Raw genomic sequence first — 25,553 nt, 5'->3', positions numbered from 1 at the left:
GGCGCGCCGGACGACCACGGATCTCAGGCGTGCAGGGTGTCGCGCGGGTACTCGCCGAAGCGCTTCGCGTAGGCAGCCGAGAAGCGACCGAGGTGTGCGAAGCCCCACCGGACGGCCACGACGGCGACCGTCAGCTCGCCGGGGCGTCCCCGGCTGAGCTCCTCGCGCACGCGGTCCATCCGGATGCCCCGGAGCACCGCGTTCGGCGCGGTCCCGACCTGGCGCTGGAACGCCTGCTGCAGGCCACGCACGCTGAGCCCGACGTGCTCGGCAACGTCCGTCGTGGTGATCGGGGCGTGCGCGTAGGCGTGCATGTACTCGATCGCCTCGCGGACGCGGCTCGTCGCACCCTGCGGCACCGGGACCTCGGGGGCGAGCTGCTCGTGCGGGAAGGTGCGGAGCATCGCCAGGGCGGTCTCGCGAGCGGTCTCGGCCATCACGAGCGGCGAGGGCGCCGTCGCGCCGAGGACCACCTGCGCGGCCCGCCGCACCTGGGCGTTCCACAGCCGCAGGTCCTCCGTCATGGGCCGGGCGGTGTGGTCGAAGACGATCGCGCCCGCGGCTCCGCCGTGCTCCTCCGCCGCGATGCCCTCGAGGAACCGCCGGTCGAAGTGCACGAGGTTCTGGCGGACGTCCTCGACCTCGAACACGAACGGGCGTCCGGCCGGGAAGACGAGGGCGTGGCCCGGGCCGAACACTGCCTCGTCCCGCCCGACGTCGACCGTGCCCCCCGCCGTCCGTCGTCCACATGACGGCGTAGTCGTCGCCGGACGACGCCTCACCCGTGGCGTGCGCGTCGAAGTGCGTCGACCGGAACGACATCGAGGCGTCGCCGACCATCTTGAAGCGGTACCCGAACGACCGCGACGTGTTGCGGCCTGCGAAGTGCGCGCCGTCGTACGCGTCCGAGAAGAGCTGCAGCGCGGCGCCCAGGTCGTCGCCCACGGCTTCGTAGCGCATACGGGGGTCTGCGCGCGTCTCGGTCGTCACCGGACCGAGCGTGTCACGTCGACGACGCGTCGGTCCGCGCGTCGGCGGGACGTGCGTGGACCGGCTCCCGTCGTGCGGGAACCGGATGATCGGCCGGCTCGGCGCGCAGACCGGATGGTGGGTCGTCAGTGCCGCCCGCGGCGGACGGTCCACCGGTTGCGGTCGGCGACCCGCTCGTAGCGCAGGTCGTCGACGACCATCTGCACGAGCGCGAGGCCACGGCCCCCCTCGGCCAGCGCGTCGGGCAGGTGCGCCGCGGACGGGTCGACGAGCACCGGGACACCGTCGTCCGAGAGCGACACGGTGATGTCGTCCGGGCCGACGTCCATCCGGAGCGAGCAGGAGACCCGGCCACCGCCAGAGCCGTGCTCGATGACGTTAGAGGCAAGCTCGACGAGGGCGAGCTCGAGTGCCATGCGGTCCTCGAGGGACAGGTCGGGTTCGCTGTCCCACACCGAGGACAGGAACGTGTGCACCGCCGTGACGTCCTCGGGCGGGCAGGCGAGGTCCAGGACGTGCTCGCCCATGGCGACGGTCATGCCCAGTTCGTCACCGCGGCGTCCCCGTCCGGGTACGTCCGCAGGATCTTGTCGATGTTGGAGAGCTTGAGCACCATCTGGACCTGCTCCGAGGGGGGCGGCGAGCCGGAGGTCTCCCCCGGCCTGACGAGCGGTCTTCAGACACCCCACCAGGGCCCCCAGGCCGGACGAGTCCATGAACTCGACGCCCGAGAGCTCGACGACCAGACGCGCGCGGCCGCCCTCGACGACCTTCGCCACGGTCTCGCGGAAGGCGCCCGCGCTCACCATGTTCAGCCGTCCGCTGCACTCGAGCACGGCGGTGTCGTCCGTTGCCTCGTGTACGACGATGTCCATGCAGGGGCCTCCTCGGTTCGGTGCGGGTGCACCCTGCAACCTACCGGGTGCGAGCCGTCAAGCGGTACGGCCTCGCCGCGTCGCGAGGACCTGGACGACGACGGCTGCCGCCATGAGTGTCGCCATCACCGCTCCCATCGCCGTGGCGGTCCCGCCGAGCGCACCTGCGAGCGGGGTGCCGAGCCCGCCGAGTCCGAACGTCAGGCCACCCTGCAGCGCGGCGGCGGTGCCGGGGTGTGCCGCGCCGACGTGCTGCGTCCGCGTCATCGCCGCGGGGAGCACGAAGCCCCACGCGCCGGTGACCACCGCGAGGGCGCACCACACCGGTACGGGGCCGAGCCCCGCGAGGGCGGCGACCAGCACGACCGCGCTGCCGAGTGTCCCCGTGGCGAGGCCGGCGGTCAGCAGTGTGTCCTCGGAGAACCGCCCGACGATGCGCCGGAACACGAGCGTCGTGACGACCATCATCGAGGCGTTCGTGGCGAACACGAGCGTGTAGCGCTGCTCCGAGAAGCCGTACTGCTGCTGGAACACGAACGAGCTCGTCGCGATGTAGGCGAAGAACCCGATCGTGGACAGCACGCCCGTGAGCACGTACGCCCGGAACCGCCCGATCGCGAGCAGGTCCCGGATGCGTCGCCCGTTCGCACGGAAGCCGGTGCCGCCCCGCGCAGCCGGCGGCAGCGTCTCCCCGAAGCGCAGGACCACCGCGACGGTGAAGGTCGCGCCGAGCACCGCGAGGACGACGAACATCAGGCGCCACGAGCCGACCGTGAGCACGGCACCACCCGCCAGCGGTGCGACGACCGGGCCGATGGCGTTGATCGCGGCGAGGGTGCCGAACACCTTCGCGGTGCGCGGACCCGTCGTCGTGTCCGAGACCATCGCGCGTCCGGCGACGGCTCCGGCCGCTCCGGCGAGCCCCTGCAGCACACGGGCGGCGACGAGGGTGCCGACGTCGGGCGCGAGTGCGCACCCGACGGAGGCCACCGCGAAGCCGGCGGTCCCGACGAGCAGCAGCGGCCGGCGCCCGATGCCGTCGCTCACCGGACCGGCCAGGAGCTGCCCGACGGCGAACGCGACGAGGAACGCCGTGAGCGACAGCTGCACGAGGCCCGGGGTCGTCCCGAGCTCGTTCGCGATGGTCGGCAGCGCGGGGATGTACATGTCCGTCGCGAAGGGCGAGACCCCGACGATGAGCGCCAGCGGGACGATGGGCGGCAGGACCCCACTGGTAGAGGTCGTCGGTCCGGTCCCCGCGCGCTCCGTCGTCACCGACGCCACGCTACGCCCGCGCGAATCGATTCGACAAGGGTCGACGCGACGCCGGACTCGCGACTCCTGCGACAGGAGCGTCGTCGGACGACAGCGGTCCTGTCGCGTCAGCCGACGTGCGGCTCCGGCGCGCGGACGGGACGACAGGTCCGTCGTCGGACGACAGCGGTCCTGTCGCGTTGGCCGACGAGCATCAAGCGCACGGACGGGAGGCGCGGTGCCAGCCGGCACCGTCCTCCCGTCCGCCACCGGCCGGGTCCGGGCTCAACCCGTGTTCTGCAGGCCGGCCGCCACCCCGTTGACGGTGAGGAGGAGCAGACGGTGGTCGCCGTCCGTCGGGTCGGTGCTGCCCGAAGTGCGGATCGCGCGCAGGGCGCGGAGCTGCAGGTGCGACAGCGCGTCCACGTACGGGCTGCGCAGGCGCACGGCCCGGGCGAGCACCGGACGGTCCTCGAGCACGTCGCTGCCGCCGGACACCCGCAGCACCCACTCGCGCGTGCGGAGCATCTCGTCGAGCACCTTCGCAGCGAGGTCGTCACGGTCGGCGAGCTCGAGGTAGCGACGGGCGATCTGCTCGTCGGTCTTCGCGAGCGACATCTCGACGTTCTTGATCATCGCGCCGAACAGCGGCCACTCGGCGTAGGCCGCACGGAGGGCGTCGACGTCACCGACGGCCTCGAGCGCTGAGCCCAGGCCGTACCAGCCGGCCAGGTTGATCCGCGCCTGCGTCCACGAGAACACCCACGGGATGGCGCGGAGGTCCTCGAGCGACTCGACGCTCAGCCCGCGGCGGGCCGGGCGGGACCCGAGCGGCAGGAGCCCGATCTCCTCCATCGGGGTGACGCGGGCGAACCACGGCGCGAAGCCGTCGGCCTTCACCAGGTCGTAGAACGCCCGGCGCGAGACGTCGTCGAGCTCCTGCGCGAGGTCGGCGAAGCGGGTCGCCGCGGCTGCCGTGCGCTCCTCGTTCGAGGGCGACGACGCGAACAGCGTGGCCGAGGCCATCTGCTCGAGGTGCCGCGCCGCGATGTCCTGGTCGCCGTACTGGGCGAAGATGACCTCGCCCTGCTCGGTGAGCTTGAGCCGACCGTCGATCGACCCCGGTGGCTGTGCGAGGACGGCCTCGTTCGCCGGTCCTCCGCCACGACCGAGCGATCCGCCGCGGCCGTGGAACAGCGTCAGCTCGACGTCGTTGTCGCGGGCCCAGTCGGCGATCCGGGCCTGCGCGTCGTAGAGCGCCAGGTTCGCCGAGACCGGGCCGACGTCCTTCGACGAGTCGGAGTAGCCGAGCATGACCTCGAGCCGCCGCCCGGTCGCCGCGAGCCGCCGCTGGAAGGGCTCGGTGCGCACGGCCTCGTCGAGGATGTCGACGCTCGCGTGCAGGTCGGCGAAGGTCTCGAACAGCGGGATGACGTCGAGCACGGGGGCGCGGTCACCACAGGCGGCACGGGCGAGTTCGTGCACGTTCGCCAGGTCGGCGGCCGACTGCGTGAAGGAGACGATGTAGCGGTGCGCGGCGCGGACGCCGTAGCGCTGCTGCAGGTCGGCCACGGTGCGGAACACCGAGAGGACCTCTCCGGTGGTCTCGCTCAGCTCACCACCGGCACGGATCTCCGCCAGCGCGTTCCGGTGCACCTGGGAGTGCTGGCGCACCTCGAGCTCGGCGAGGTGGAACCCGAACGTCTCGACCTGCCACACGAGGTTCTGCAGGTCGCCGTTCGCCGTCCGGACGGCACCGGCGGCCACGAGCGATGCCTGGATCACCCGGAGGTCGGCGAGGAGCTCCTCGGGACCGCCGTACGCCAGGCCGTCCTGACCGCGACGGGTCGCACGGATGCGGGCGGCGACGAAGAGCAGTGCGCGGCGGTGGGTCTCGTTCGGGGCACGGACGCCGATGCGCTCGGCGATGCCCGGGTCGAGCTGCTCCTGCGCGGCCACGAGGGCCTGCAGCCCTGCGTCCGCCGGGGTCTCGGCGGCGTCGAGCGTGAGCGCCGAGCCGATGCGGGTCGCGGCGCGGGCGAGGCCGAGCAGGATGTGCTCGGCGGCGATGTCGGCGGCCTGCTTGGTGACGGCGGCGGTCACGTGCGGGTTGCCGTCGCGGTCGCCGCCGATCCAGGTGCCGAAGCGCACGAAGGCCGGCGCGGTCACGGGCACCCGACCGGCGTCGTCCCCGAGCAGCCGGTCGTCGAGCAGGCGGTAGACCTGCGGCACGATCTCGAACAGGGTCTGGTCGAACACGCTCATCGCCGTGCGGACCTCGTCGAGCGGGGTCGGACGGGTCGTGCGGAGCGGCGAGGTGCGCAGCAGCGTCGTGATCTCCTCGAGCAGCCGTCGCTCGTTCTCGGCACGCGCGGTGGCGTTCCGGGAGCGGTCGCGCTCGTCGATCAGGTCCGTGATGCGTCGGACGGCCGTGGTCACCGCGCGGCGGCGGGCCTCGGTCGGGTGGGCGGTGAGCACCGGGTGGAACCGGAGGTCGGCCAGGCGGGCGGCGGCCTCGTCGGCGCCGACCTGCTCGACGAGCGAGGCGTAGGTGGCGGGGAACGAGTCACCCGGCAGTCCCCCGTCGTCACCGCGGGCACGGAGGACGCGGACGCGGTGGTGCTCCTCGGCCAGGTTCGTCAGGTGGAAGTAGGTCGTGAACGCCTGGGCGACGGCCTCGGCCCGCTCGGCGGACATGCCGGCGACGATCGCCTCGGCACGTGCGGCACCCTCGCTGTCGGAGCCCTCGTACGCGTCGATGACCGCAGCGCGCAGGCTCTCGACGTCGTGCAGCAGCTCGTCGCCCCCGGTCTCCCGCAGCACCCGCCCGAGCAGGTTGCCGAGGTACCGGACGTCCGCGCGCAGGTCGCTGTCGACCGCGCCGCTGACGTCGTCCCGTGCGCGCCCGTGGCGCGTCGATCCGTCGATCGCCGTCATGGGTTCCTCTCACGTTGCGCCGGGAGCACGTCCCGGGTCCCCAGCACTGTACCGGCGCACGCGCTCGCGTGACGACGACCGTCCGGACGGACCGCAGTGCTCCCGGCGATCGGCCGGCCGCGACCGTCCCGCGGGCGCGGTCAGGCGGGGAGCAGCGCCGCGGCCTGGTCGTCCCCGGCCCCGGGGCGACGCACCGACGCCACGAGCGCTCGGTCCAGGCCCGCAGCCAGGTCGACCTCGGCGAGCACGGCCTCGCGCTCGGCGTCCGACCACGGCGCGGCGTCGAGCTGCGCCCGGTAGGTGTCCTCGAACGCCGCGGGGTCGGCGACCTGGTCGAAGATCGTGAACAGCACGCCGTTGGTGTCGAAGCCGAACCGGTCCTCGAGCAGCCGCGCCAGGGTGGGGCCGCCCGTCAGGTCGCCGAGGTAGCGCGTGTAGTGGTGCGCGACGAACGCCCCGGGCGAGGTCGCCGCCACGGCGCACAGACGGCGGACGTACGCGGTGGTCGCGGGGGTCGGGCAGCAGAGCTCGGACCAGTCCGGACCGACCAGGTACTCGAGGTCGGCGCGGATCGCGGGCATCCGGGTGAGCTGCGTCGTGACGAACGGCGCGGCCACCGGGTGGTCGGCCATCCGCTCGGCGGCCCGCTCGAGGGCGTCGTACACGACGGCGTACTGCCCGAGCAGGTCGGCGTAGTCCGCGACGTCGCACTCCCCCGCCAGCAGGTCGTGCGCACCGCCGGTCCAGGCGGCCGGGGCCGCAGCGCTGCGGGAGCGCCGGCGCAGGAGCTCGGAGAACGGCGTCACGGTCGGACTCATGAGGTGAGGCTAACCTCACTAGCTGGCAAGGTCGAGCACCGGAAGAGGAATCCCAGGATGAACCCCAAGCGCAGCCAGCACGTCTTCGTCGTCGAGCGGACGGAACGCCTGACCCCCCACATGGTCCGCGTGCACCTGGGTGGTCCTGCCTTCCGGGACTTCGTCGACGGCGCCGACCCGGACCGGCTCGGCGCCACCGACAAGTACGTGAAGCTCCTGCTCGCGCCGCCGTCGAGCAGGCTGACCCCGCCGTACGACCTCGAGGCGCTCCGTGCGACCCTGCCGAAGCACGAGCGGCCCGCGCGCCGCACCTACACGGTACGCTCCGTCGACCACGCCGCCGGCACCATCGCGATCGACTTCGTCGTGCACGGCGACCAGGGCCTCGCCGGACCGTGGGCCGCAGCCGCGCAGCCCGGCGACCTGCTCGCGCTGTCCGGTCCCGGCGGCGGGTACGCCCCGTCGCACGACCCGGACGTCACCCACGTGCTGCTCGGCGACGACAGCGCGCTCCCCGCGATCGGCGCGGCCCTCGCCGCGATGCCCGCCGACGCCCGCGGCGTCGCGCTCGTCGAGGTCGGCGGCGTAGCCGACGAGCAGCCGCTCGAGCACCCGGTCGACGTCGACCTGCGGTGGCTGCACCGCGACGCCACCGGCGCCGAGCCGGGCACGCTGCTGGTCGAGGCCGCTCGCGGACTGCCCCGTGCCTCCCGGCCGGTGCAGGTCTTCGCGCACGGTGAGCGGACCGCGGTGAAGGCGATCCGTCGGCTGCTGCAGGACGGGTGGGGCCTCGAGAAGACGGAGATGTCGCTGTCTGCCTACTGGGCGCACGGTCGCGCCGAGGACCGCTTCCAGGAGGAGAAGCGCGAGCCCGTCGGCGTGATCTTCGCGGACTGAACCCCGCCCGTCCCGGATCGCGTCGCCCGCACCGGCCTGGAGGTCCGTGACACGTCGGTGGCGCGCGCTAGCGTCCGACGCGTGGTCACCCCTCCCGCCGTCCCCTCGTGCTGCGTCCCCGGCTGCGACGCGCCCTGCGCCGACGGCTTCGCCGCCGTCCTGCCGCTCTGCGGCGGGCACGTGACGCTGGTCGCCGACGCGGCGGCCGAGCACCTCGGTACCGAGGACGCCCTGCCGGGCCCCTGCCCGGTGTGCGGCTCGCGGGTCGGTGTGCGCTGGCCGAGCGCCGTGCTCTGCGGGACGTGCGAGTGGCCGTGGGGCGACGTGCCGGACGGGGAGCTGCCACCGCCGCGGGTCGACGTCGTCTACTACCTGCGGCAGCGCGACGACTTCGGCGACCGGGTGAAGATCGGCACGACCGCGAACCCGCGGCAGCGGCTCGCAGCGGTGCCGCACCAGGAGCTCCTGGCGTTCGAGCGCGGCGACCGGCACCTCGAGCGGCGGCGGCACACGGCGTTCGCCGCCGACCGGTTCCCCCGGACGGAGTGGTTCCGGACGACGCCCGCGCTGCTCGACCACGTCGCGCAGGTCGCCGCCGGGGTGGACGACCCGTGGACGCTGCACGCCCGGTGGACGAGCGAGGCGGTGGCGCTGCGCGGGTGAGGGCCGTGCCGCGCCAGCGAGACGCTGACGCAGCACGGGCGAGGGGTGCGCGTCAGACCGCTGCTGCGATCGTGCGCTGCCGGTCGGCTGCCGGGTCGTCCCGCAGGAACCGGTCGGCGGTGCGCAGGGACAGCGCCATGATCGTGAGCGCTGGGTTCGCGATGACGGCGCTCGGGAACACCGAGTTGTCGCACACCCACAGGTTCGGCACGTCCCACGAGCGGCCCGCGGGGTCGACGACCGACGATCCGGCGTCGGAGCCCATCCTGGCGGTGCCGATCGTGTGCGCGGTCCGCTCGAGGACCCGGACGTCGGTGCCGCCGGCCGCCTCGACGATCGCCGTCATCGTGCGGACGGCGTGGGCGCGGATGGCGTCCTCGTTCGACCCCGGCGAGAAGGTCACGCGGGCGCGGGGCACCCCGTGCTCGTCGAGGTCGTCGGAGAGCACCAGTCGGTTGTCGTCGTACGGCAGGCACTCGGCGTTGATGCCGACTCCGGCCATCCACGGGTAGTCGCGCATCGCCTTCACGAGCTCGGCTCCGCGGAGCCCCCCGCCGCGCACGAGCGTGGTCGCGAACGTCAGGGGCTGGACGCCGAGGCTCTGGATCAGGTAGCCGCCCGCGAAGTCCGCGTCGGTCGGCCGGACGAAGTCCTCGGTGATGATCGACGACGGGTAGCCGCGGTACGAGCGCATCGACTCGTCGAAGGTCGCCCACACCTGGGTGGCCCCGTGCGCGGTGAAGTTGCGACCGACCTGGCCGCTGCTGTTCGCCAGGCCGGTGTGCAGGAGCAGGCGCGGCGTCTCCACCCCGCCGGCGGCCAGCACGAGGGACCGGCACCGTTGGCGCCGCTCCCGACCGTCGCGCGTGTAGAGCACGGCGCACACCCGGCCGTCGGCGTCGAGCTCGATGCCGTGCACGAACGACTCCGGACGGATCTCGGCCCCGAACGCCACGGCCGCGGGCAGGTACGTGGTGTCCATCGACACCTTCGACCCGTTGCGGCAGCCCTGGTGGCACGAACCGCAGGACACGCAGGCCTGGCGCAGCCCGTGGTGCTCCTGCACCCGGTCCTCCGTCGTCAGCGCGACCGGAGCGTCCGTGGCCGTGATCCCGAGCGCCGCGGTACCGCGCATCATCATGTCCGACGAGGCGTTCCGCGCCGGCGGTCCCATCCGGTAGCGGCGGTCCGGGTCCCACGGGTAGTGCTCCGGGCCCGCGACGCCGACCTCGTGCTCGACGCGCTCGATGTACTCGGTCAGCTCGGCGTGGTCGATCGGCCAGTCCTCACCCTGCCCGCTCTCGGTGCGCAGGCGCAGGTCGTGCGTGCTCGGGCGCGGGGTGAACGCGCCCCAGTGCAGGGTCGACCCGCCGACGCCCGTGCCGCTGTTGTTCGGACCGAAGGCCGTCGGGGCGGCTCCCCCGCTGATCCGCTCGTCCATCCAGTTGATGTCCGTGGGTGCCTCGACCTCGTCGGGGGTGTGGTCGCCGGGCTCGCTGTTGCGGCCGGCCTCGAAGGCGACCACGGTCAGGCCCTCGCGGGCGAGCCGGGCGGTCAGCGGTGCGCCGCCCGCGCCCGTGCCGACGACGACGACGTCGACGACCTCGTCGTCCTGGTGGTGGCGCTGTGCGTCGAGTCTCATCGTCCTGCTCCCTCGGGTTCCCACGCTTCCCGCTGCCCGGCTCCGAGCAGCTGGAAGCCCTGCTTCCGGACGCCGTCGCCGCCGTTGGCGAAGCCGTCGTAGTCGATCTCGGACATGGTCGCGGGGTGAGCGAGCCACTGCTTCACCAGGTCCACGCTCGCGTCCTCGAACCAGACGCGGAGCTGCTCGGCGTCGAGCGGACCGTCCGACCGGTACCGGCCGGCGGCGACGTCCTCGAGCGCTGCGGCCAGGTCGTCGGCGGACACCGCCCCGAGCACGTCGAGCGCACCGCGGTAGGCGTCGACGTCGGTCGGCATCCCGTCCGGTCGCCAGCCGTCGCCCTGCCCGGCGGCGAGCTGGCGGTCGACGCGGAGGGCGACGTCCACCTCGCCCTCCCCTGGCTGTGGCACGACGATCCGCGCCACCGCCCGGAGCACGTCGAGCTGCTGCCGCGTCAGGGCGTCCGGCGTCGCGTCGGGGTCGTCCGACAGTGCGCGGACCGCCAGCACCCCACGGGTCCTGGCGCTCACGCGCGGCGAGGCGATGACCCGCGCCTGGTCGGCGGGCACCACCGGGCCGTGTGCGATCCGGCGCGTCCAGAAGTCACGGACGAGTGCGGCGACCTCCACCGGACGCTCCCACGGCAGCAGGTGTGCAGCGTCGGCGACCTCGTGCAGCTCGGCTGCCGGCCAGTGCGGCATCGTCAGGCGCCGCTGCGCGTCCGCGGCCAGGTCGCCGTCCTCGGCGCCGGCGAGCACGAGCGTCGGCACGGGGTTCGGGTCCGCGGTGGTCGACCAGTCCTCGCGGCTGCCGCGGAGCAGCCAGTCCCGCCAGGCCCGCGGATCCGCTCGCTGCACGTCCTGCACGGCCTGCTCGTGGCGGTCGGGCGGCAGGACGCCTGCGGTGTTCGCGTCGACGAACTCCGCCGCGTGGTGCGGCTCGATCGGTCCGTCCGCGGCCCAGGCGAGCATGGACGCACGTCGACCCTCGTCCATCGGCTCGGGCGCGAGGGGCGAGGCGGCCAGGAGCACGACGGCGCGCAGCCCGAACAGGCCGTTCGCACCCGACACGGTCCGGTCGGCGACGACGGTCGCGACCTTGCCGCCCATCGAGTGGCCCACGATCGCCCACTCGGTGGCACCGCTCGCGCCGATCGCCCGCTCGACGAGCACGGCCATCTCCTCGACGGTCGTACCGCCGGACGCCGGGCTCCGGCCGAACCCGGGCAGGTCGATCCCGACGAGGTCGAGGGTGCCGGCGAGTTCGGAGCGGAGGAGGGCGAACTCCTCCGCGCTCGAACCCAGCGCGTGCAGGCAGAAGGCGGTCGCTGTCATCCTTCGTTCCTACCGTCCGGATCGCGCGGGACCCAGGCTCCTGTACCCCGTGCCCGTACCCCGACGGACGACGTCAGGAGGTGGGGTGCGCGTCGTAGACGGACAGCAGCATCGCCGCGCCGAGGCGGGCGGCACGGGCCGGCTGTGCGGACCGCTGCACGGCCGACCCGACCCGGGCTCCCTCGACGAGCAACGAGAGCGCCTGCGCCACGTGCGACGGCACGCCGGCGCGCGCACACAGCTGCGTCAGGTGCGCCTCGACGTCGGCGAAGTGCGCCTGCGCGAGCTCGGCGATCGCCGGGTCGATCCGTCCGAGCTCGGCGTGGCCGTTGATGAACGCGCAGCCGCGCCACCCCTCGTCCGCGAAGCACTGCTCGAGGTAGCCGAAGACGCCGAGCACCTCGTCCCGGGGGTCCTCGGACGCGCGGGCGATCCCGTCGAGCGCTCGACGCCAGGCACCGTGCCAGCGCTGCAGCACGGCGACCACGAGTGCACGCTTCGACGGGTAGGCCGCGGCGAGCTCGCCCGGGGCGAGCCCGGCCTCGGCCGCGATGTCGTCCATCGTCACGGGCGTGACGCCGTGCCGGGTGAAGAGCGTGTCCGCTGCGGTCGACGCCCTGCGCTGCGCCGCGGTCTCGCGGGTGGTGGGCGTCAGGGAGAGGAGGGTCATGGGCCTTCCGGTGATCGGTTCCGCGAGCCTAGCGAGCGGAGACGCTCGGCGCTTCGAGCGCCTCGGCGAGCAGGGCGCGCATGTCGATCGGCTGGGTCGGCGCGTCCGCTGCGGCCGACCGGCGTACCGGCAGGACGGAGTCGGCGACGGAGCGGTCCGCACCGGGCAGCGCGCGGGTCCCGCGGGACAGTCGGGAGCCGCGGATGCCGAGTTCGTTGCGCGGGATGCTCATGCGGAGAGTCCGAGCACGATCGCGGCGGAGGCGGCGACGGTGACCGACACGAGACCGGTCGTCACCGCAGCGACCTGCAGGCCGTGCAGTCGTCGGGCCTCACGGACCTCGGAGAACACCGGGTCGGCGCCCGCTCCGGCTGCTCGTCGTCGCGCGGCCGACGAGACGGCGTCGCGGGCGGTCCTCGGTCCGGTGTGCACTCCGGCGGCGGTGATGGTCACGGTCATCGTCCTCGGGTCTGCGGGGCCGGCTGTTCCGGCCCCCTCCACCGAGGACGTTAGGAGCGGGCGGGGCGCCCCGGTCGCCGATCGGAGGACGACGACGATTCGCGGACGTCCACGGCGGTCCGGGCGACGATCGGTGGACATCGGCTGCGCGCGGAACGGGCCGTCCACCCCCCGGACCGGGGACATGCCTGTCCGGACAACGCCGCGTCACACGGACAGAATGCACGGGACCCATGAACCCGACACCGCCACTCCGCATCGACGTCGAGACGCAGAGCACCGACCTCGACGACGCCCGCGACTTCCTCGCCACCGCCTACGCGGGGAACGAGTGGAGCGCCGACGCGACCCGGCAGCCGTTCGCCTTCCGGTACTCCGCCGTGGGCGACGCCGCGATGTCGCTCCGCGCGATCCGGTTCGACGGCCACCTCGAGGGCGTGATGACCCCGTCCGAGGACTTCGTCGTCCAGTGGACGAACCGCGGTTCGGCGACGATCGGCACCGGTGACGACCAGATCGTCATGGAGCCCGGTCGCCCCCAGCTGTGGCCGCAGCAGGGTGCGGCCTTCTCGTACGACGACTACGAGCAGCGCATCGTCCAGGTGAACCGCGCTGCGCTCGAGGAGGTCGCCGGCGAACGCGGCACGGCCCCCGGGCAGCTCGTGCTCGACCACACCGTCCGCCTCGACGACCGCGCGCTCAGGGTGTGGCGCAGCAGCGTGCAGCTGATCTCGCACACGGTCCTCGACCGCCGCGCCTCGCCGCTGCTGCAGGCCGAGATGGGTCGACTCGGGGCGCTCGCGCTGCTGGAGCTCTACCCGGTCGTGAGCTCGTCGCTCCCCGACGAGCTCCTGCTCCCCCGCAACGCGCACGTCCGGCGGGCCGTCGAGTACGTGCACGAGCACGCGCACCTCCCGATCACCAGCACCGACCTGGCGCGTGTCGCCTCGCTGAGTCTCCGTGCCCTGCAGACGGCCTTCCAGCGGACCTTCGAGCAGTCGCCGAACGCCTACATCCGGCAGGTCCGGCTCGACCGGGTCCGCGACGCGCTGCTCGCCGGCGACCCCGCGACGACCAACATCGCCGACGTCGCGCGTGCGTGGGGCTTCGCGCACGCGGGTCGGTTCTCCGCGACGTACCAGCAGCGCCACGGGGAGTACCCGCGGGAGACCCTGCGCCGGTCCGGCCGTCAGCGCGCGTAGGCGTCGACGAACAGCGGCCCCCGGAGGTCCCGCAGGGTGTCGACGAGCCGCTCCACCGTCCGGCCGGAGATGCCGGACACCTCGAGGTCGTACGGTCCGAGCGCGGGCAGGCGACCGGTGCGGATCCGCACGACCTCCCACCCCACCGCGCGGACGGCCCGGTCCTTCCGACGGTCCGTCTCCTGCCGCGGCCCGACGTGCTCGAGCCCGTGCCGACCGGTGCTGTCGTACTCGATCGCGACGCGGAGCTCGGGGAGCACGACGTCCGGCCAGGCCTCGACGTGGTCGAAGAACGGTCGGTCGAGCCGGATGGCGGTGTGGTCGAACGTGAAGGCGAAGCGGTCCCGCAGCGCCTGTCGGAGGTCGGCCTCGACCGCCGAGGCCGGAGCAGGGGCGCACACGCTCGTGAAGGACTCACCGGACGGCAGCCGCGGCGTCTTCGTGCAGACCGACCGCGGGACCGGTCGTGCCGAGCGCCCGCCACCGGTCCGACCCGGACGACCCGGAGACCGTCGGCCCGACCGGGACGACGCGACCGCACCGCTCGGCAGCTGGGTCGTTCCCGGGCTCGGCGCCGGGCCGCGAGCCGGGGCGGCGGGGATCGTCTGCCGACCGCGGACCCGCTCGGCCCGCTGCGGCGGCGGGACCGCGGCCGGCCAGTCAGCGGGGAGCACCGGCCACCGCTGCGGGGTCGCCTGCAGGCGGCACTCGGGACACCACACCGACCTGCGGCGTTCCCGACCGGGGCGGGAACGCTGCTCGGCCGGGGTCGCGACGAAGACGTGTCCGACGTCGCACTCCCAGGTCAGCAGGACCTCTGCCGCGGGCGGGACCTGCGTGAGCACCACGCCGTGGTTCCACTCCGGGTGGTACTGCCGCACGAGGACCGGGTAGGACGCCCACGCCGCCCGGAACTCGCCGACGGCGTACGGCACGGCGACCCCGCGCGACCACTGTCGCCGCCGCCACCACGCGTCCACCGGTTCGACCACGGTGCCACCGTAGGGAGCACCGCCGACACCCGCTTCCGTGCGACGGACCCGCCGCCGCGTGTCAGGACCGGTACCGCACGTCAGGAGTCGAGCGCGCTCCGGACGTACCCGACCAGGGCGTTCGCGTGCCCGTGCCCGAACCCGTGCTCGTCCTTGAGCCAGGCCACGACCTCCATGTGCCGGTGGCCGTCGAGCTGCTCCACGACGAGGTCGAGCCAGTCCTGCACGGGACGCCCGTACGTCTTCTCGATGCTCGGGAAGTACGAGGCCGGGCCCTTCGGCTTCGAGCCGTCGACCGTCGGCTCCGGAGCGGTCACACGCTGTGTCGTCACGGCGGTGAGGCTAGCCGGGGTGGCGTCCGAACGCCACCGTCGAACCGGGTCCGGGTGTCAGCGCAGCGCGTCGTCCCGCCGACTCCGGTGGACGGTGTCGCTCGGGTGCTCGCCGAAGCGCTCGGCGTACGCGGCCGCGAACCGGCCGAGGTGCGCCCACTGCCACCGCCGCGCGACGTCCGCCACCAGGAGCTCCCCGCCGGAGCCCTCGAGGTCGCGTCGAGCGCCGTCGAGCCGCTCGGCGCGCAGCCGCGCCATCGGCGACTCCCCGAACCGCCGGTGCATCGCGTTCTGCAGTCCGCGCTCGCTGATCCCGACGGCGTCCGCGATGTCCCGGAGCGTCACGGGCTGGTCGGCGTGCGTGCGGATCCACTCCGCCGCGCGCGCCGCTGAGCCACGAGCGGTCGGTGCAGCGCTCGGGACGACCGGGAAGGCGGCCACGACGGCGTCGGCGATCTCGGCGTTGACGGCCTGGCGGGCAGCGTCGGCGAGCGCCGCGTCCATGACGGGTCCGCCGTGGGCTCGGATCACGTCGCGCAGGGTCCGCCGGGCGGACTCGTCCGCCGATCTGAGTGCGAGGACGACCGGCCCGGTCGGGACGTGGCCCCGGCGGACGAGTGCGCGCCGGAGCACACGATCGGACAGGTGGACCATCGTGATGGTGCGGACGTCCGCCGTGAAGGCGTAGCGGCGCGAGGCGGAGAGCAGGACCGGCACGCCAGGCTGCACGACGAGCGCGTCACCGCTCTCGAGGTCCTCGATGGTCGCGCCGCCGTCCCCGACCCAGAAGACGATGTGCTCGTCGCGGGGCTGCATGGTGCCGGCACGGGTGCCCTCGACCTCGGCGCGCCGGACCGAGACCTCGGTGTCGCCCGCGCCCAGGTAGCGGAAGGCCTCGAGGGCGCTGTCGATCCCGCCGGCGGTCCCGTAGATCGTGTCGAGTTCGACTCCGCGCTCCTCGCTGACGGCCTCCACCCGGAACCGGCGGAACGAAGGGCGCTCGGGCCCCGGTGCCTGCACAGTCACGATCGCATCGTCTCAGCACCGCCGGTCCGTGTTCGCATTCCGGACAGGCGGGTCGCAGGCCGTCGGCACCGTCACGCGTCGGGGACGGACGCGTCACCAGCGGATGCGCGCGAACTCCTCGTGCAGCCGGCGAGCACGACCGGGGTGCACCTGCTCGACCCAGCCGATCCGGCCGAGCAGGTGCGCTCGGAAGTCCGGGTGACCGGTGCGGTCCTGGGACGCCGGGCCGTGCACGACGCAGTTGTGCAGGACCGCGTGCAGGCGGTCGACCTCGCGCCGCCCGGGCGATGGGAGGTCGTTGACCACGACACCCGTCACCGACTGCCTCGTGCCCCGCCGGCGGACGCGGGTCTTGTGCGGGTTGAGCCGGTGGCCCTGGTCTGCGACGATCCGCTCGACCCCGCGCAGGAACGCGTCGGGCCGCGCCGCCAGTCGATCGTCGCCGCTGAAGGTCAGGTCGTCGGCGTACCGCGTGTAGCGGCCCCCGGCCGCCGCCGCCCACCCGGCGAGCCGCGCGTCGAGGTGCCGGAGCGCCGTGTTGGCGAGCGCCGGCGAGGTGGGGGCGCCCTGCGGCAGGTGGGCGACGGCGAGCGCCTCGCGCAGGGCGGCCCGTTCCTCGGGCGTCCCACCGGCGGGCATCGCGGTGAGGACGTGCGGCGGGACCCGGTGGGTGCAGAGGCCGGTGAGCACGTGTGCGAGCGGTTCGGCGAACCCGGCGGACCGGAACACGCCGTACACCGTCGGGGCGCTGACGCTGGCGAAGAACGTGGTGAGGTCGGCGGTGAGCACGACCTGCCGACCGGTGTGCGCCGCAGCGCCGGTGACGACGCTGCGGCCCGCGACGAAGCCGTGGGCGGCGTCGTGCACCGGCAGCCGGACCAGCAGTCCGTCGAGCAGGACGCGCTGCGTCCTGCTGAGCAGGTCCATCGGCTTCTCGAGGAGCCGTGGGACCCGCCCGGGGCGGACCACCCACTCGTGCCGGACGTGGTGGAGTGGACTGCCGGCAGGAGCGTGCCGGTTCCACGCCCGGGTGTCGGCGAGCCACAGCAGCCGGCCGACGGTGACGTCCAGTGCCCGGGCGAGCTCCGGGATCGTGTCGACGAGCAGCGGGCTGTCGGTGACGGGTCGTGCCCGGACGGCGGTCGCGCGTCGGGTCAGCACGCGGACCGGACGCCGCGCTCCGCGGGAGCGGTGCAGGGCGGCGAGCCGGGGCTCGGCGGCGAGCACCCCGGCCAGCTGGCGCGGCGCGTCGACGGGTGATCGGGGGTACGCGTCGAGGGCCGCTCCCACGGCTCGGCCCACGTAGGCGCGTTCCACCCCGACGACGGCGTAGCCGGCGGCGGTCAGGTCGTCGGCGGTCCAGGCGTCGGCGGCGAGGAAGGCGTCGGCGAGCGCCGCCGCCACGACGGTGAGGGGCGCGGGGTTCCCGGGGGACCCGTCGGTGCCTCCGTGCGGCGTGGCGCGCGGAGCGCGCTCTCCCGCTCGGGGCGTGTCGTCCTGCTGGTCCTGCGTGCCCCGGGGTGACCCCGGAGAGGTCGACGCGTCGCGCGCGTCGGCCGCCTCCCCCGGGAACTCCACCCGGTCAGCGTACGGCGAGCAGCCGACGGACGGGAGGCCCGTTGCCCGACCGCCGCGCGCCTCCCGTCCGTCGGTGGGCTGGTCCGGTCAGCGGCGCGGCCGGCCGAGCAGGACCGTCCCGACCACGGCGGCGACACCCGCCCAGACGAGCGGACGCGTCACACGGCGGCGCTTCGCGACCCAGCCGCCGTCGGTGGCGTTGTGGGCGTCGGCGGGCGCGTAGAGGTTCCCGTCGCTCGGCACGCCCCTGCCGCGCAGGGCGAACGTCTCCACCATGGGCTTGGTGATCCTGTGGAACAGGCCCGGGAAGACGTACTGCAGCGGGACGAGCGACGCCTGGATCCGCCCGACGAACCGGTAGCGCTTCGGGTGCAGCGCGGCCTGGACGACGGCCTTGCCTGCCCGCTGGACCGACACCGTGGGCGGCAGCGGGTGCGAGGTCTTGCCGGTGTAGTTGGCGCCGTTCTGGTAGATCGGGGTGTCGATCGTCGACGGCAGCAGGGCGGTGAAGCGGATGCCGGTGCCGGCGTACTCGTCACCGAGGACGTCGACCAGGCCGAGGGCCGCGTGCTTGCTGGTGACGTAGGCCGACTGGTAGGGCGCGGACAGCAGCGACTGGATGGACCCGACAAGGACGTAGGTGCCCTTCCCCCGCTGCTTCCAGTGCGGCAGCAGGGCGGTGATCGCGTGCAGGTGCCCGTACAGGTTCGTGTCGACGACGCGCTTGAAGGCCTTCGTCGGGGTCTGCTCGAACAGCGCGTAGACGAACAGCGCGGCGTTGCCGACGAACACGTCGATCCGGCCGAAGCGGGCGGTCGTGGTGGCGATCAGGGTCTGCACCGCGTGCTCGTCGGCGACGTCGGTGGGGATCGCGATCGCCTCGACGCCGAGGGCACGGCACTCTGCGGCGGCGGCCTCGAGGGACTGCTCCCCCCGGGCGGCGAGCACGAGCGTGGCGCCCTGTCGGGCGAACTCGTGGGCTGCGGCCCTCCCGATGCCGCTCGATGCTCCGGTGACGACGACGATCTTCCCGCGGAACCGTTTGGTCATGTCCTCGTTGGTACCCGGGGCGTGCTGCGGTGGTGTCCAGGCCGGGAGACGATCGGCTCTTCCGACCCGCGACCACGGGGTGCGACGATGGGCGCATGCCGAAGGACGAGCTGACCGTCGAGGAAGCGACGGCGATCGCCGAGCACGCCCGGTCCGGGTCGCTGCCACTGGACGACCCCGAGGTCCGCAAGGTGGTCGAGCAGGCGAACCGCACCCTGGTGCGTGCGCAGATGTGGGGCGAGGACCGCAGTCCGAAGCTCCGGCGGCGGCGGCGGTGGCTCGCGGCCGGAGCCCTCGTCATGGTGCTCGTCTGGGTCGCCGGGCTGCTCGTCCCGCTGGCGTTCCGACTCGGGCTCTGAGACGGGCCGATCGTCCCGCCAGCGCGGCGGCCGTTCATCCCGTGAGCGCTTCGGCCGTTCATCCCGTGAGCGCGGCGCTCGTTCATCCCGTGAGCGCGGCTCAACACGCCCGGCCCTCGGAGTGGGGTTGCCCGGACGTCCACGCGCGGGTTGACTCGACGGTGTGACGAGCACCGCGGACCGCCCCTCGTCGACGAGGACGTGGACGACCAGCGTGCGCGACGACACCGGTCCGATCGTCCTCGCCGGCCTCCGCACGACCTGGGCGCCGCTCGCGAAGCAGACGCTCATCGCCGCCCTGGTCGTCGGTGCCGCGGTCGCGAGCACCTTCTCGCCGTGGCTCCTCGTGACCGCTGCGCCCTGGATGTGGACGGGCGTCCTCATCGCCGTCGTCGGTCTGGTCGTCGCCGCAGCCGCTGCTCGGTGGCCAGCCGTGATGCGGATCGAACTCGTCGTGCCGGCAATGGACTTCTTCGCCGTCGGTCTGCTGCGGTACGGCACCGGGGACAGCCGATCCGTCTTCACCACGATCGTGGCGCTCCCACTCATCTGGGTGGCGGCGAACCCCGGTCGCTGGAACGTCCTGTGGCCGGTCCTCGGCACCGCCGGCACCCTCCTGCTGCCGTACCTGATCGCTCCGACGGACGCGCAGGGCAGCGAGCTCGTGCGACTGTTCACCGTCGTGGTGGTCTTCGGTGCCACTGCGGCCGTCACGAACGAGCTCGCCCGCCAGGCCGGTCTGCAGCTCGCCGCGGTGCAGCGTCGACGCCGGGTGGCCGAGGGCGAGATCGACCGCGCCGCCCTCGTGCAGCAGTCCCTCCTGCCGACCACCGCCGCAGGCCTGCCCGAGGAGCTCCGCGCCGTGGGCGTCTGCATCCCCGCCCGCACCGTCGGCGGCGACTTCTACGACTGGTTCCCCACCCCCGGCGGAGCCGCCTTCACGCTCGGCGACGTGATGGGCAAGGGTGTCGGCGCAGGCATGATCGCCGCGGCCGTGCGCTCCCTGATCCGCAGCACCGTCGACGAGTCCGACCCCGCGGTCGCCGTCCGCCGCGCCGCGACCGGGCTCGCCACCGGCACCTCCGACCTGACCAGCGGGCAGTTCACGACCTGCTTCCACGTCCGGGTCGACCGCGACGGGCACGCACGCTGGGTCGACGCCGGGCACGGCCTGACCGTGCTCCGGAGCTCCGACGGCACGGTCCGCTCCCTGCGCTCCGGCCACCTGCCGATCGGTGTCGGTACCGCGTGGACCGCGGAGGACACCTTCCTCGAACCCGGCGACGTGATCGTCACCGTCAGCGACGGCGTGCTCGACCTGTTCGGCGGTGACCTCGACTCGCTCGACCGCTTCGAGGCGTGGGTCGCCGAGCGCGACCACCCGCAGCAGGTCGTGGACGGCATCGCCGAGCTCGCCCACGCGGGCGACCACCCCGACGACGTCACCGTGCTGTGCATCGGCTACCGCCCCTGAACCGGCCCCCGCGGGGTTGTCCCTCGAAGTGCGGACTGGTCGTCGGCCCGATCACGGGTGATGATCGTGCGTCCCGTCCGTCGACGGGCGCGACGACAGGAACCCCACATGCCGCACGACCACACCCCGCACGACGCCGCGCGCGCCGTGGACCGACGCCGCTTCCTGACGTTGGGACTGGGCGGTGCCGCTGCCGCGACGGCAGCCGCCACCGCTGCCCTGGCCGCTGACGACCGGGCGGACGCAGCCTCCACCACGGCATCCGGTGCCGTGCTGCTCGCCGCCGACGAGTTCGACGGCGCCGCCGGCAGCGCCCCGAACCCCGGCATCTGGCGGTTCGACACCGGTGCCGGCGGATGGGGGAACGCCGAGCTGCAGACCTACACCGACTCGCGCCGCAACAGCGCGCTGGACGGCGCCGGCAACCTCGTCGTCACGGCACGACGGGAGGCCGACGGCACCTACACGTCCGCTCGGCTGAAGACCGAGGGCACCTTCACGGCGCAGTACGGCCGGATCGAGGCCCGCATCCGCATCCCGAGGGGGCAGGGCATCTGGCCCGCGTTCTGGATGCTCGGCGCGGACATCGGGCAGGTCGGCTGGCCGGCGTGCGGCGAGATCGACGTGATGGAGAACGTCGGGTACGAGCCCGGCACGGTCCACGGCACGGTGCACGGGCCCGGCTACTCGGGCGCGAACGGGCTCTCCGCCGCAGCGACGCTGCCGGACGGCGCCGCCTGGGCGGACGCGTTCCACGTGTTCGGCGTGGACTGGCGACCCGGGTCGGTCACGTGGACGGTCGACGGCGTCGCGCAGCGGACCGTCACCCGCGCGGACGTCGGTTCGTCGCCCTGGGTGTTCGACAAGCCGTTCTTCGTGCTGCTCAACGTCGCGGTCGGTGGCACGTGGCCGGGGTCGCCGGACGCGACCACCCGGTTCCCGCAGCAGATGCTGGTCGACTGGGTGCGCGTCTGGCAGCAGTCCTGACGGGACGGGAGATCCCCACCGGGCACGGCCCGACAGCCGCCGGCGCGTCTGCCGGGAACCGGCCGGCGTGGCCCCTGCTGAACTGCGGTCACGCGCCTCCCGTCCGCCCGCCACTCAGCGCCGGGCGCGGCCCAGCAGCCAGAGGTAGGTCGCGTGGCCGACCAGTGCCAGGCCGAAGAACACCGCGGCGACCGCGTACACGCGGTCGAGCTTCCCCTGCCCGATGACGAGCATCACGACGCAGAACACCACGGCCGCAGCGAGCACGCCGACCTGGATCGTCGACCAGATGCGGCGGAAGCGGGGCATGCCGGAGTCGTCCACGACCCCATTCTGCCCGACGCCGACGACCGGACTACTTCTCCGGGTCGTGGCCCCAGTTCATGAGCGAGTACCGCCACCGCGAGTCGTGCGAGTCGCCCTTCGGCTCCTGCTTGGAGTGCCGCGCCACGTAGCCGACCACCTTGCGCATGTGCGCGTAGTCGTCGTCGGTGTAGTCGCCCTGCTTCTTCTCGAGGATGCGGACGATGTGGCGCCCGCTCTCGTGCCCGGTGGACTCCCCGCCGCCGTCGGACTTCTGCCCGACCTCCTTCGACTCGTCCGTGTCGAGCCACTTCTTCAGCTCCGACGCGGTCATGTTCACCGCATCGGCGAAGTCGTCGCGCGTCTGCTCCTCGTCGTGCTGGTCGTCACTCATGGGCGCCAGCGAACGCGTCCGGCCTGGGTGTCCACGCAGCGCTGCGTGTCCCCCGTTCCCGTGCGCTGATCGGACGCCGCTCCGCGTCCGTCCAGGCCGTCCCGGGTTGTGTGTCCCCCGAACACCCCACGACAGGAAGCGAGAGCGACATGCGCGCAGTGGTCTGGCACGGCATCGGGGACATCCGTCTCGACGAGGTCCCGGAGCCCACCATCCAGCACCCGGAGGACGCGATCGTCCGGATCACCCGCAGTGCGATCTGCGGCACCGACCTGCACTTCGTCCGCGGCACCATGGCGCCGATGGAGGAGGGCACGATCCTCGGGCACGAGGCCGTCGGCGTCGTCACCGAGGTCGGCGACGCCGTCCGCGGGTTCAGCGCCGGTGACCGCGTCGTCATCAACTCGACGATCTCGTGCGGCGCGTGCCGGTACTGCCGGATGGGCAAGACCGCCCAGTGCGACGTCGCGAACCCGAACGGACCCGACGCCGGCACGAGCTTCTTCGGCGGCCCGCAGTCGACCGGCCCGGTGAACGGCCTGCAGGCCGAGTACGTCCGGGTGCCGTACGCCCGCAACACCATGCACCCGCTGCCCGAGAACGTCAGCGACGAGCAGGCGATCCTGCTCTCCGACATCTTCCCGACCGGCTGGTTCGGCGCCGAGCTCGCCGGCGTCACCCGCGGCGACGTCGTCGTGGTGTTCGGTGCCGGCATCGTCGGCCAGTTCGCCGCCGCCTCCGCCTACAAGCTCGGCGCGGCACGTGTGATCGTCGTCGACGGCGACGAGACCCGGCTGGCCGCCGCGCTCGCGCAGCACTGCGAGGTCGTCGACTACAACCGCGAGGACCCGGTGCAGGCGATCAAGGACCTGACGAACGGCATCGGCGCGGACGCCGTGATCGACGCCGTCGGTGTCGACGCCGAGCGCCCGAAGCGCGGCCCCGCCGCGGTGTCCGACGAGGACGCCGCAGCGTTCGACGCCGAGGTGCAACAGGTCGCGCCCGACGCCTCGCCGGACGGCTTCGGCGACCTCGAGCAGTGGAAGCCCGGCGACGGTCCGTCACAGGTCGCGCAGTGGGCGGTCGCGTCGGTGGCGAAGTACGGCCGCATCGGCATCATCGGCGTCTACGGCCCGACCGCCGAGCGCTACCCGATCGGCCAGGCGATGAACAAGAACCTGACGATCCGCATGGGCAACTGCGACCACCACTCGGTCACGCCGCCGCTCATCGACATGGTCGCGTCGGGTCAGTTCGACCCGACCGCACTCATCACCGAGCACGAGCCGATCGGCGACGCCATCGCCGCGTACGAGGCCTTCGACCGGCGCGAGCCCGGCTGGGTCAAGGTGGAGCTGGAGGCGACCCGATGAGCGCCGCGCCGTCCGATCAGTACGCCTTCGGCGACCCGCGCAGCCGGTACCCCGACGTCTCCCCCGAACCCCAGACCCAGGATGAGCCGGGTCTGCAGTCGCAGATGACCCCCGTCCCCGACCTGGGCGAGTCCAGCTACCGCGGCACCGGGCGACTCGAGGGCCGCAAGGCGGTGATCACCGGCGCCGACTCCGGCATCGGAGCCGCCGTCGCGATCGCCTTCGCCCGCGAGGGCGCCGACGTCGTCCTGGCGTACCTGCCCGAGGAGCAGTCGGACGCCGACCACGTCATCGAGCAGGTCGAGGCCGCCGGTCGCAAGGCCGTCGCGGTCCCCGGTGACCTCCGCGACAAGGCGTACGCGGGGCAGCTCGTCGAGCGGGCCGTCGCCGAGCTCGGCGGGATCGACGCGCTCGTCAGCGTCGCCGGCAAGCAGCGGTGGCAGCCGGACCTGCTCGACATCACCGACGACCAGTTCGAGGCGACGTTCGACGTCAACGTCTTCGGGCTGTTCCGTCTCGTGAAGGCCGCCCTGCCGCACCTGCAGCCGGGGTCGACGATCACCACGACCGCGTCGATGGAGGCGTACAAGCCGGCTCCGGACCGCCTGGACTACGCGGCGTCGAAGGGCGCGATCAACAACTTCTCGAAGGGGCTGTCGCAGCTGCTCGTCGAGCGCGGCATCCGCGTCAACGTCGTCGCGCCGGGTCCGACCTGGAGCGTCCTGCAGCCGAGCGGCGGGGTCGACCCCGAGTCGCTGCCCGAGTTCGGCAGCAGCGAGTCACCGATGGGTCGCGCCGCACAGCCAGCGGAACAGGCGCCCGCGTACGTGTTCCTCGCCTCGCAGGAGTCGAGCTACGTCGTCGGCGAGACGCTCAACGTCAACGGGGGCATGGTCACGCCCTGACCCCGCTGTCATCACCCACCGGCTCGTGAACCGGACAGTCCGCTCCCCCGAGCGGGAATGCCCGTGCAACCGACGGTGTCGAACCATCCACACACCACGCGAAGGAGCACATCATGACCCTCGACCTCCACAAGGGGAACAGCGTCGACACCGAGCGTCGCTGCCTGCCCACCAGCACCCTGCGCGCCCTGCACGACGACCAGCAGGAGCCGTCGTTCGGCCGCTGGCTCGGCCAGATCAACGGTCAGCGCTGATCACCGGACAGCGCTGATCGAGCGTCAGGACTGATCGACGGACGGGAGGCGCGGTGCCAGCTGGCACCGCGCCTCCCGTCCGTTCGTGCTCGCGCCGGGCGCCGTGAGCCGGCCGACACGCCGCCCCGTCCGCGAGACGCCGCCGCATCCGGCTGCGTCTCGCGGGGACGAGGGCGTGCCGCGCTGACGCCGGCGTCCCGCACCGCCGGCGGTCAGCCCGGTCAGGCCGCCGCGCCGCTGATGTTCACGAGCCAGGTGACCCCGAAGCGGTCTGTCAGCATGCCGAAGGTGTCGCCCCAGGGGGCCTTCGTCAGCGGCTCGATGACCGTCGCCCCGTCGGTCAGTCCCTCCCAGTAGCCGGTGAGCAGGTCCTCGTCGTCGCCGCTGAGCGACACGGACACGTTGCTCTCGGTCGGTGTCGGCATGCTCGCCGGCGAGTCCGACGCCATGAGCAGCAGGCCCCCGGGGGTCTCGATCTGGCCGTGCATGATCTTCTCAGCGTCCGCCGGGTCCTGGACCATGCCGCCCTCGGCGAAGGTCATGGTCTTCAGCTCGCCGCCGAGCACCTCGTGCCAGAAGCCGAGCGCCTCGCGGGCCTGGTCGCGGAAGCCGATGTAGGGGTTGAGGTGGACGGACACGGTCGCTCCTTCGGGTCACGCGGACCCCGGCGTCCGCTCCGGCACGATGATTGCAGACCGCCGGGGCCGGGCGGAAGGCCTCGGTCGCGCAAGCTCAGCAGGCCGGACCGCGCGCGCAGCAGGCCGGGCCGCGCGCAAAGCGGACGA

At 73.5% G+C, this 25,553-nt stretch carries 26 protein-coding genes and 2 pseudogenes; 9 read left to right on the top strand and 19 right to left on the bottom strand.

Going from position 1 to position 25,553, the window contains the following annotated elements:
- Nucleotides 1–23: 23 nt before the first annotated feature.
- From LCG91_RS07080 to LCG91_RS07055, 6 genes and pseudogenes are all read right to left on the bottom strand, one after another.
- The gene (locus LCG91_RS07080) at nucleotides 24–782 is read right to left on the bottom strand and encodes a helix-turn-helix transcriptional regulator (protein ID WP_411955831.1); all 759 of its coding nucleotides are present in this window, start codon (nucleotides 780–782) and stop codon (nucleotides 24–26) included.
- A 333-nt stretch (nucleotides 783–1,115) separates the two neighbouring features.
- Nucleotides 1,116–1,472: pseudogene (locus tag LCG91_RS07075) on the bottom strand (ATP-binding protein); the annotation flags it as partial.
- Between the two features lie 53 nt (nucleotides 1,473–1,525).
- A pseudogene (locus LCG91_RS07070) lies at nucleotides 1,526–1,865 on the bottom strand (STAS domain-containing protein).
- A gap of 57 nt (nucleotides 1,866–1,922) precedes the next feature.
- Nucleotides 1,923–3,140 (bottom strand): multidrug effflux MFS transporter, encoded by a 1,218-nt coding sequence (locus tag LCG91_RS07065; protein WP_224442941.1) that lies wholly within the window; start codon nucleotides 3,138–3,140, stop codon nucleotides 1,923–1,925.
- Between the two features lie 264 nt (nucleotides 3,141–3,404).
- Entirely contained in the window at nucleotides 3,405–6,056 is a 2,652-nt protein-coding gene (locus LCG91_RS07060; RefSeq protein WP_224442940.1) for a phosphoenolpyruvate carboxylase, read from the bottom strand.
- A 140-nt stretch (nucleotides 6,057–6,196) separates the two neighbouring features.
- Complete coding sequence (locus tag LCG91_RS07055; protein ID WP_224442939.1) at nucleotides 6,197–6,874, bottom strand: heme oxygenase (biliverdin-producing); 678 nt, start codon at nucleotides 6,872–6,874, stop codon at nucleotides 6,197–6,199.
- Between the two features lie 57 nt (nucleotides 6,875–6,931).
- On the opposite strand from LCG91_RS07055, the gene LCG91_RS07050 reads away from it, so the two are divergent.
- Both LCG91_RS07050 and LCG91_RS07045 read left to right on the top strand, forming a co-directional pair.
- Entirely contained in the window at nucleotides 6,932–7,771 is an 840-nt protein-coding gene (locus LCG91_RS07050) for a siderophore-interacting protein (protein WP_224442938.1), read from the top strand.
- Between the two features lie 81 nt (nucleotides 7,772–7,852).
- A complete protein-coding gene (locus LCG91_RS07045; protein WP_411955830.1) occupies nucleotides 7,853–8,434 on the top strand; it encodes a GIY-YIG nuclease family protein in 582 nt (193 codons plus the stop codon).
- Between the two features lie 52 nt (nucleotides 8,435–8,486).
- On the opposite strand, the gene LCG91_RS07040 is transcribed toward LCG91_RS07045, so the two are convergent.
- The 5 genes from LCG91_RS07040 to LCG91_RS07020 form a co-directional block, all read right to left on the bottom strand.
- Nucleotides 8,487–10,076, bottom strand: coding sequence for a GMC family oxidoreductase (locus LCG91_RS07040; protein ID WP_224442937.1), 1,590 nt, complete (start codon nucleotides 10,074–10,076; stop codon nucleotides 8,487–8,489).
- Nucleotides 10,073–11,410 carry an alpha/beta fold hydrolase gene (locus LCG91_RS07035; RefSeq protein WP_224442936.1) on the bottom strand — a complete coding sequence of 446 codons (1,338 nt, stop codon included), beginning with the start codon at nucleotides 11,408–11,410 and terminating at the stop codon, nucleotides 10,073–10,075. The genes LCG91_RS07040 and LCG91_RS07035 overlap by 4 nt, the downstream gene beginning before the upstream one ends.
- Before the next feature lie 73 nt (nucleotides 11,411–11,483).
- A complete protein-coding gene (locus tag LCG91_RS07030) occupies nucleotides 11,484–12,080 on the bottom strand; it encodes a TetR/AcrR family transcriptional regulator (RefSeq protein WP_224442935.1) in 597 nt (198 codons plus the stop codon).
- A gap of 28 nt (nucleotides 12,081–12,108) precedes the next feature.
- The gene (locus tag LCG91_RS07025; protein WP_224442934.1) at nucleotides 12,109–12,312 is read right to left on the bottom strand and encodes a hypothetical protein; all 204 of its coding nucleotides are present in this window, start codon (nucleotides 12,310–12,312) and stop codon (nucleotides 12,109–12,111) included.
- Nucleotides 12,309–12,533 (bottom strand): hypothetical protein, encoded by a 225-nt coding sequence (locus LCG91_RS07020; protein WP_058729478.1) that lies wholly within the window; start codon nucleotides 12,531–12,533, stop codon nucleotides 12,309–12,311. Before LCG91_RS07020 ends, LCG91_RS07025 begins: the two co-directional genes overlap by 4 nt.
- A gap of 239 nt (nucleotides 12,534–12,772) precedes the next feature.
- Here LCG91_RS07020 and LCG91_RS07015 point away from each other — a divergent pair, with 239 nt between their 5' ends.
- Entirely contained in the window at nucleotides 12,773–13,741 is a 969-nt protein-coding gene (locus LCG91_RS07015; protein ID WP_224442933.1) for an AraC family transcriptional regulator, read from the top strand.
- Here the strand turns inward: LCG91_RS07015 and LCG91_RS07010 are convergent.
- From LCG91_RS07010 to LCG91_RS06990, 5 genes are all read right to left on the bottom strand, one after another.
- Nucleotides 13,729–14,733: an endonuclease domain-containing protein gene (locus tag LCG91_RS07010; protein ID WP_224442932.1), complete on the bottom strand. Its 1,005-nt coding sequence runs from the start codon at nucleotides 14,731–14,733 to the stop codon at nucleotides 13,729–13,731. The genes LCG91_RS07015 and LCG91_RS07010 overlap by 13 nt on opposite strands.
- A gap of 80 nt (nucleotides 14,734–14,813) precedes the next feature.
- Complete coding sequence (locus LCG91_RS07005; protein WP_058750698.1) at nucleotides 14,814–15,065, bottom strand: DUF4287 domain-containing protein; 252 nt, start codon at nucleotides 15,063–15,065, stop codon at nucleotides 14,814–14,816.
- A 57-nt stretch (nucleotides 15,066–15,122) separates the two neighbouring features.
- The gene (locus tag LCG91_RS07000; protein ID WP_224442931.1) at nucleotides 15,123–16,091 is read right to left on the bottom strand and encodes a helix-turn-helix transcriptional regulator; all 969 of its coding nucleotides are present in this window, start codon (nucleotides 16,089–16,091) and stop codon (nucleotides 15,123–15,125) included.
- A 93-nt stretch (nucleotides 16,092–16,184) separates the two neighbouring features.
- Nucleotides 16,185–17,669 (bottom strand): reverse transcriptase family protein, encoded by a 1,485-nt coding sequence (locus tag LCG91_RS06995; RefSeq protein ID WP_224442930.1) that lies wholly within the window; start codon nucleotides 17,667–17,669, stop codon nucleotides 16,185–16,187.
- Between the two features lie 87 nt (nucleotides 17,670–17,756).
- Complete coding sequence (locus LCG91_RS06990) at nucleotides 17,757–18,719, bottom strand: SDR family NAD(P)-dependent oxidoreductase (RefSeq protein WP_058750293.1); 963 nt, start codon at nucleotides 18,717–18,719, stop codon at nucleotides 17,757–17,759.
- 95 nt (nucleotides 18,720–18,814) lie between these two features.
- Here LCG91_RS06990 and LCG91_RS06985 point away from each other — a divergent pair, with 95 nt between their 5' ends.
- From LCG91_RS06985 to LCG91_RS06975, 3 genes are all read left to right on the top strand, one after another.
- The gene (locus tag LCG91_RS06985) at nucleotides 18,815–19,078 is read left to right on the top strand and encodes a hypothetical protein (RefSeq protein ID WP_058750294.1); all 264 of its coding nucleotides are present in this window, start codon (nucleotides 18,815–18,817) and stop codon (nucleotides 19,076–19,078) included.
- A 163-nt stretch (nucleotides 19,079–19,241) separates the two neighbouring features.
- The gene (locus LCG91_RS06980) at nucleotides 19,242–20,552 is read left to right on the top strand and encodes a PP2C family protein-serine/threonine phosphatase (protein ID WP_224442929.1); all 1,311 of its coding nucleotides are present in this window, start codon (nucleotides 19,242–19,244) and stop codon (nucleotides 20,550–20,552) included.
- Nucleotides 20,553–20,660: 108 nt separating this feature from the next.
- Entirely contained in the window at nucleotides 20,661–21,539 is an 879-nt protein-coding gene (locus LCG91_RS06975) for a family 16 glycosylhydrolase (RefSeq protein WP_224442928.1), read from the top strand.
- A 114-nt stretch (nucleotides 21,540–21,653) separates the two neighbouring features.
- Here LCG91_RS06975 and LCG91_RS06970 read toward each other — a convergent pair whose 3' ends face one another.
- Both LCG91_RS06970 and LCG91_RS06965 read right to left on the bottom strand, forming a co-directional pair.
- Complete coding sequence (locus tag LCG91_RS06970; protein WP_224442927.1) at nucleotides 21,654–21,863, bottom strand: hypothetical protein; 210 nt, start codon at nucleotides 21,861–21,863, stop codon at nucleotides 21,654–21,656.
- 31 nt (nucleotides 21,864–21,894) lie between these two features.
- Complete coding sequence (locus LCG91_RS06965) at nucleotides 21,895–22,236, bottom strand: DUF3140 domain-containing protein (RefSeq protein ID WP_224442926.1); 342 nt, start codon at nucleotides 22,234–22,236, stop codon at nucleotides 21,895–21,897.
- A 149-nt stretch (nucleotides 22,237–22,385) separates the two neighbouring features.
- Between LCG91_RS06965 and LCG91_RS06960 the strand changes: the two genes are divergently transcribed.
- The 3 genes from LCG91_RS06960 (at nucleotide 22,386) to LCG91_RS06950 (ending at nucleotide 24,768) form a co-directional block, all read left to right on the top strand.
- On the top strand, nucleotides 22,386–23,609 hold the full coding sequence (locus tag LCG91_RS06960) for a zinc-dependent alcohol dehydrogenase (RefSeq protein WP_224442925.1): 1,224 nt from the start codon (nucleotides 22,386–22,388) through the stop codon (nucleotides 23,607–23,609).
- Nucleotides 23,606–24,514: an SDR family oxidoreductase gene (locus tag LCG91_RS06955; protein WP_224442924.1), complete on the top strand. Its 909-nt coding sequence runs from the start codon at nucleotides 23,606–23,608 to the stop codon at nucleotides 24,512–24,514. Before LCG91_RS06960 ends, LCG91_RS06955 begins: the two co-directional genes overlap by 4 nt.
- Nucleotides 24,515–24,627: 113 nt before the next feature.
- The gene (locus LCG91_RS06950; RefSeq protein ID WP_161968431.1) at nucleotides 24,628–24,768 is read left to right on the top strand and encodes a hypothetical protein; all 141 of its coding nucleotides are present in this window, start codon (nucleotides 24,628–24,630) and stop codon (nucleotides 24,766–24,768) included.
- A gap of 221 nt (nucleotides 24,769–24,989) precedes the next feature.
- Here LCG91_RS06950 and LCG91_RS06945 read toward each other — a convergent pair whose 3' ends face one another.
- Nucleotides 24,990–25,406, bottom strand: a complete 417-nt coding sequence (locus LCG91_RS06945; protein ID WP_224442923.1) for a VOC family protein — start codon at nucleotides 25,404–25,406, stop codon at nucleotides 24,990–24,992.
- Nucleotides 25,407–25,553 lie beyond the last annotated feature (147 nt).

The organism is Curtobacterium sp. TXMA1 (assembly GCF_020162095.1).
Classification (GTDB): Bacteria; Actinomycetota; Actinomycetes; order Actinomycetales; family Microbacteriaceae; genus Curtobacterium.
This window is presented reverse-complemented; position numbering and strand designations above follow the sequence as displayed.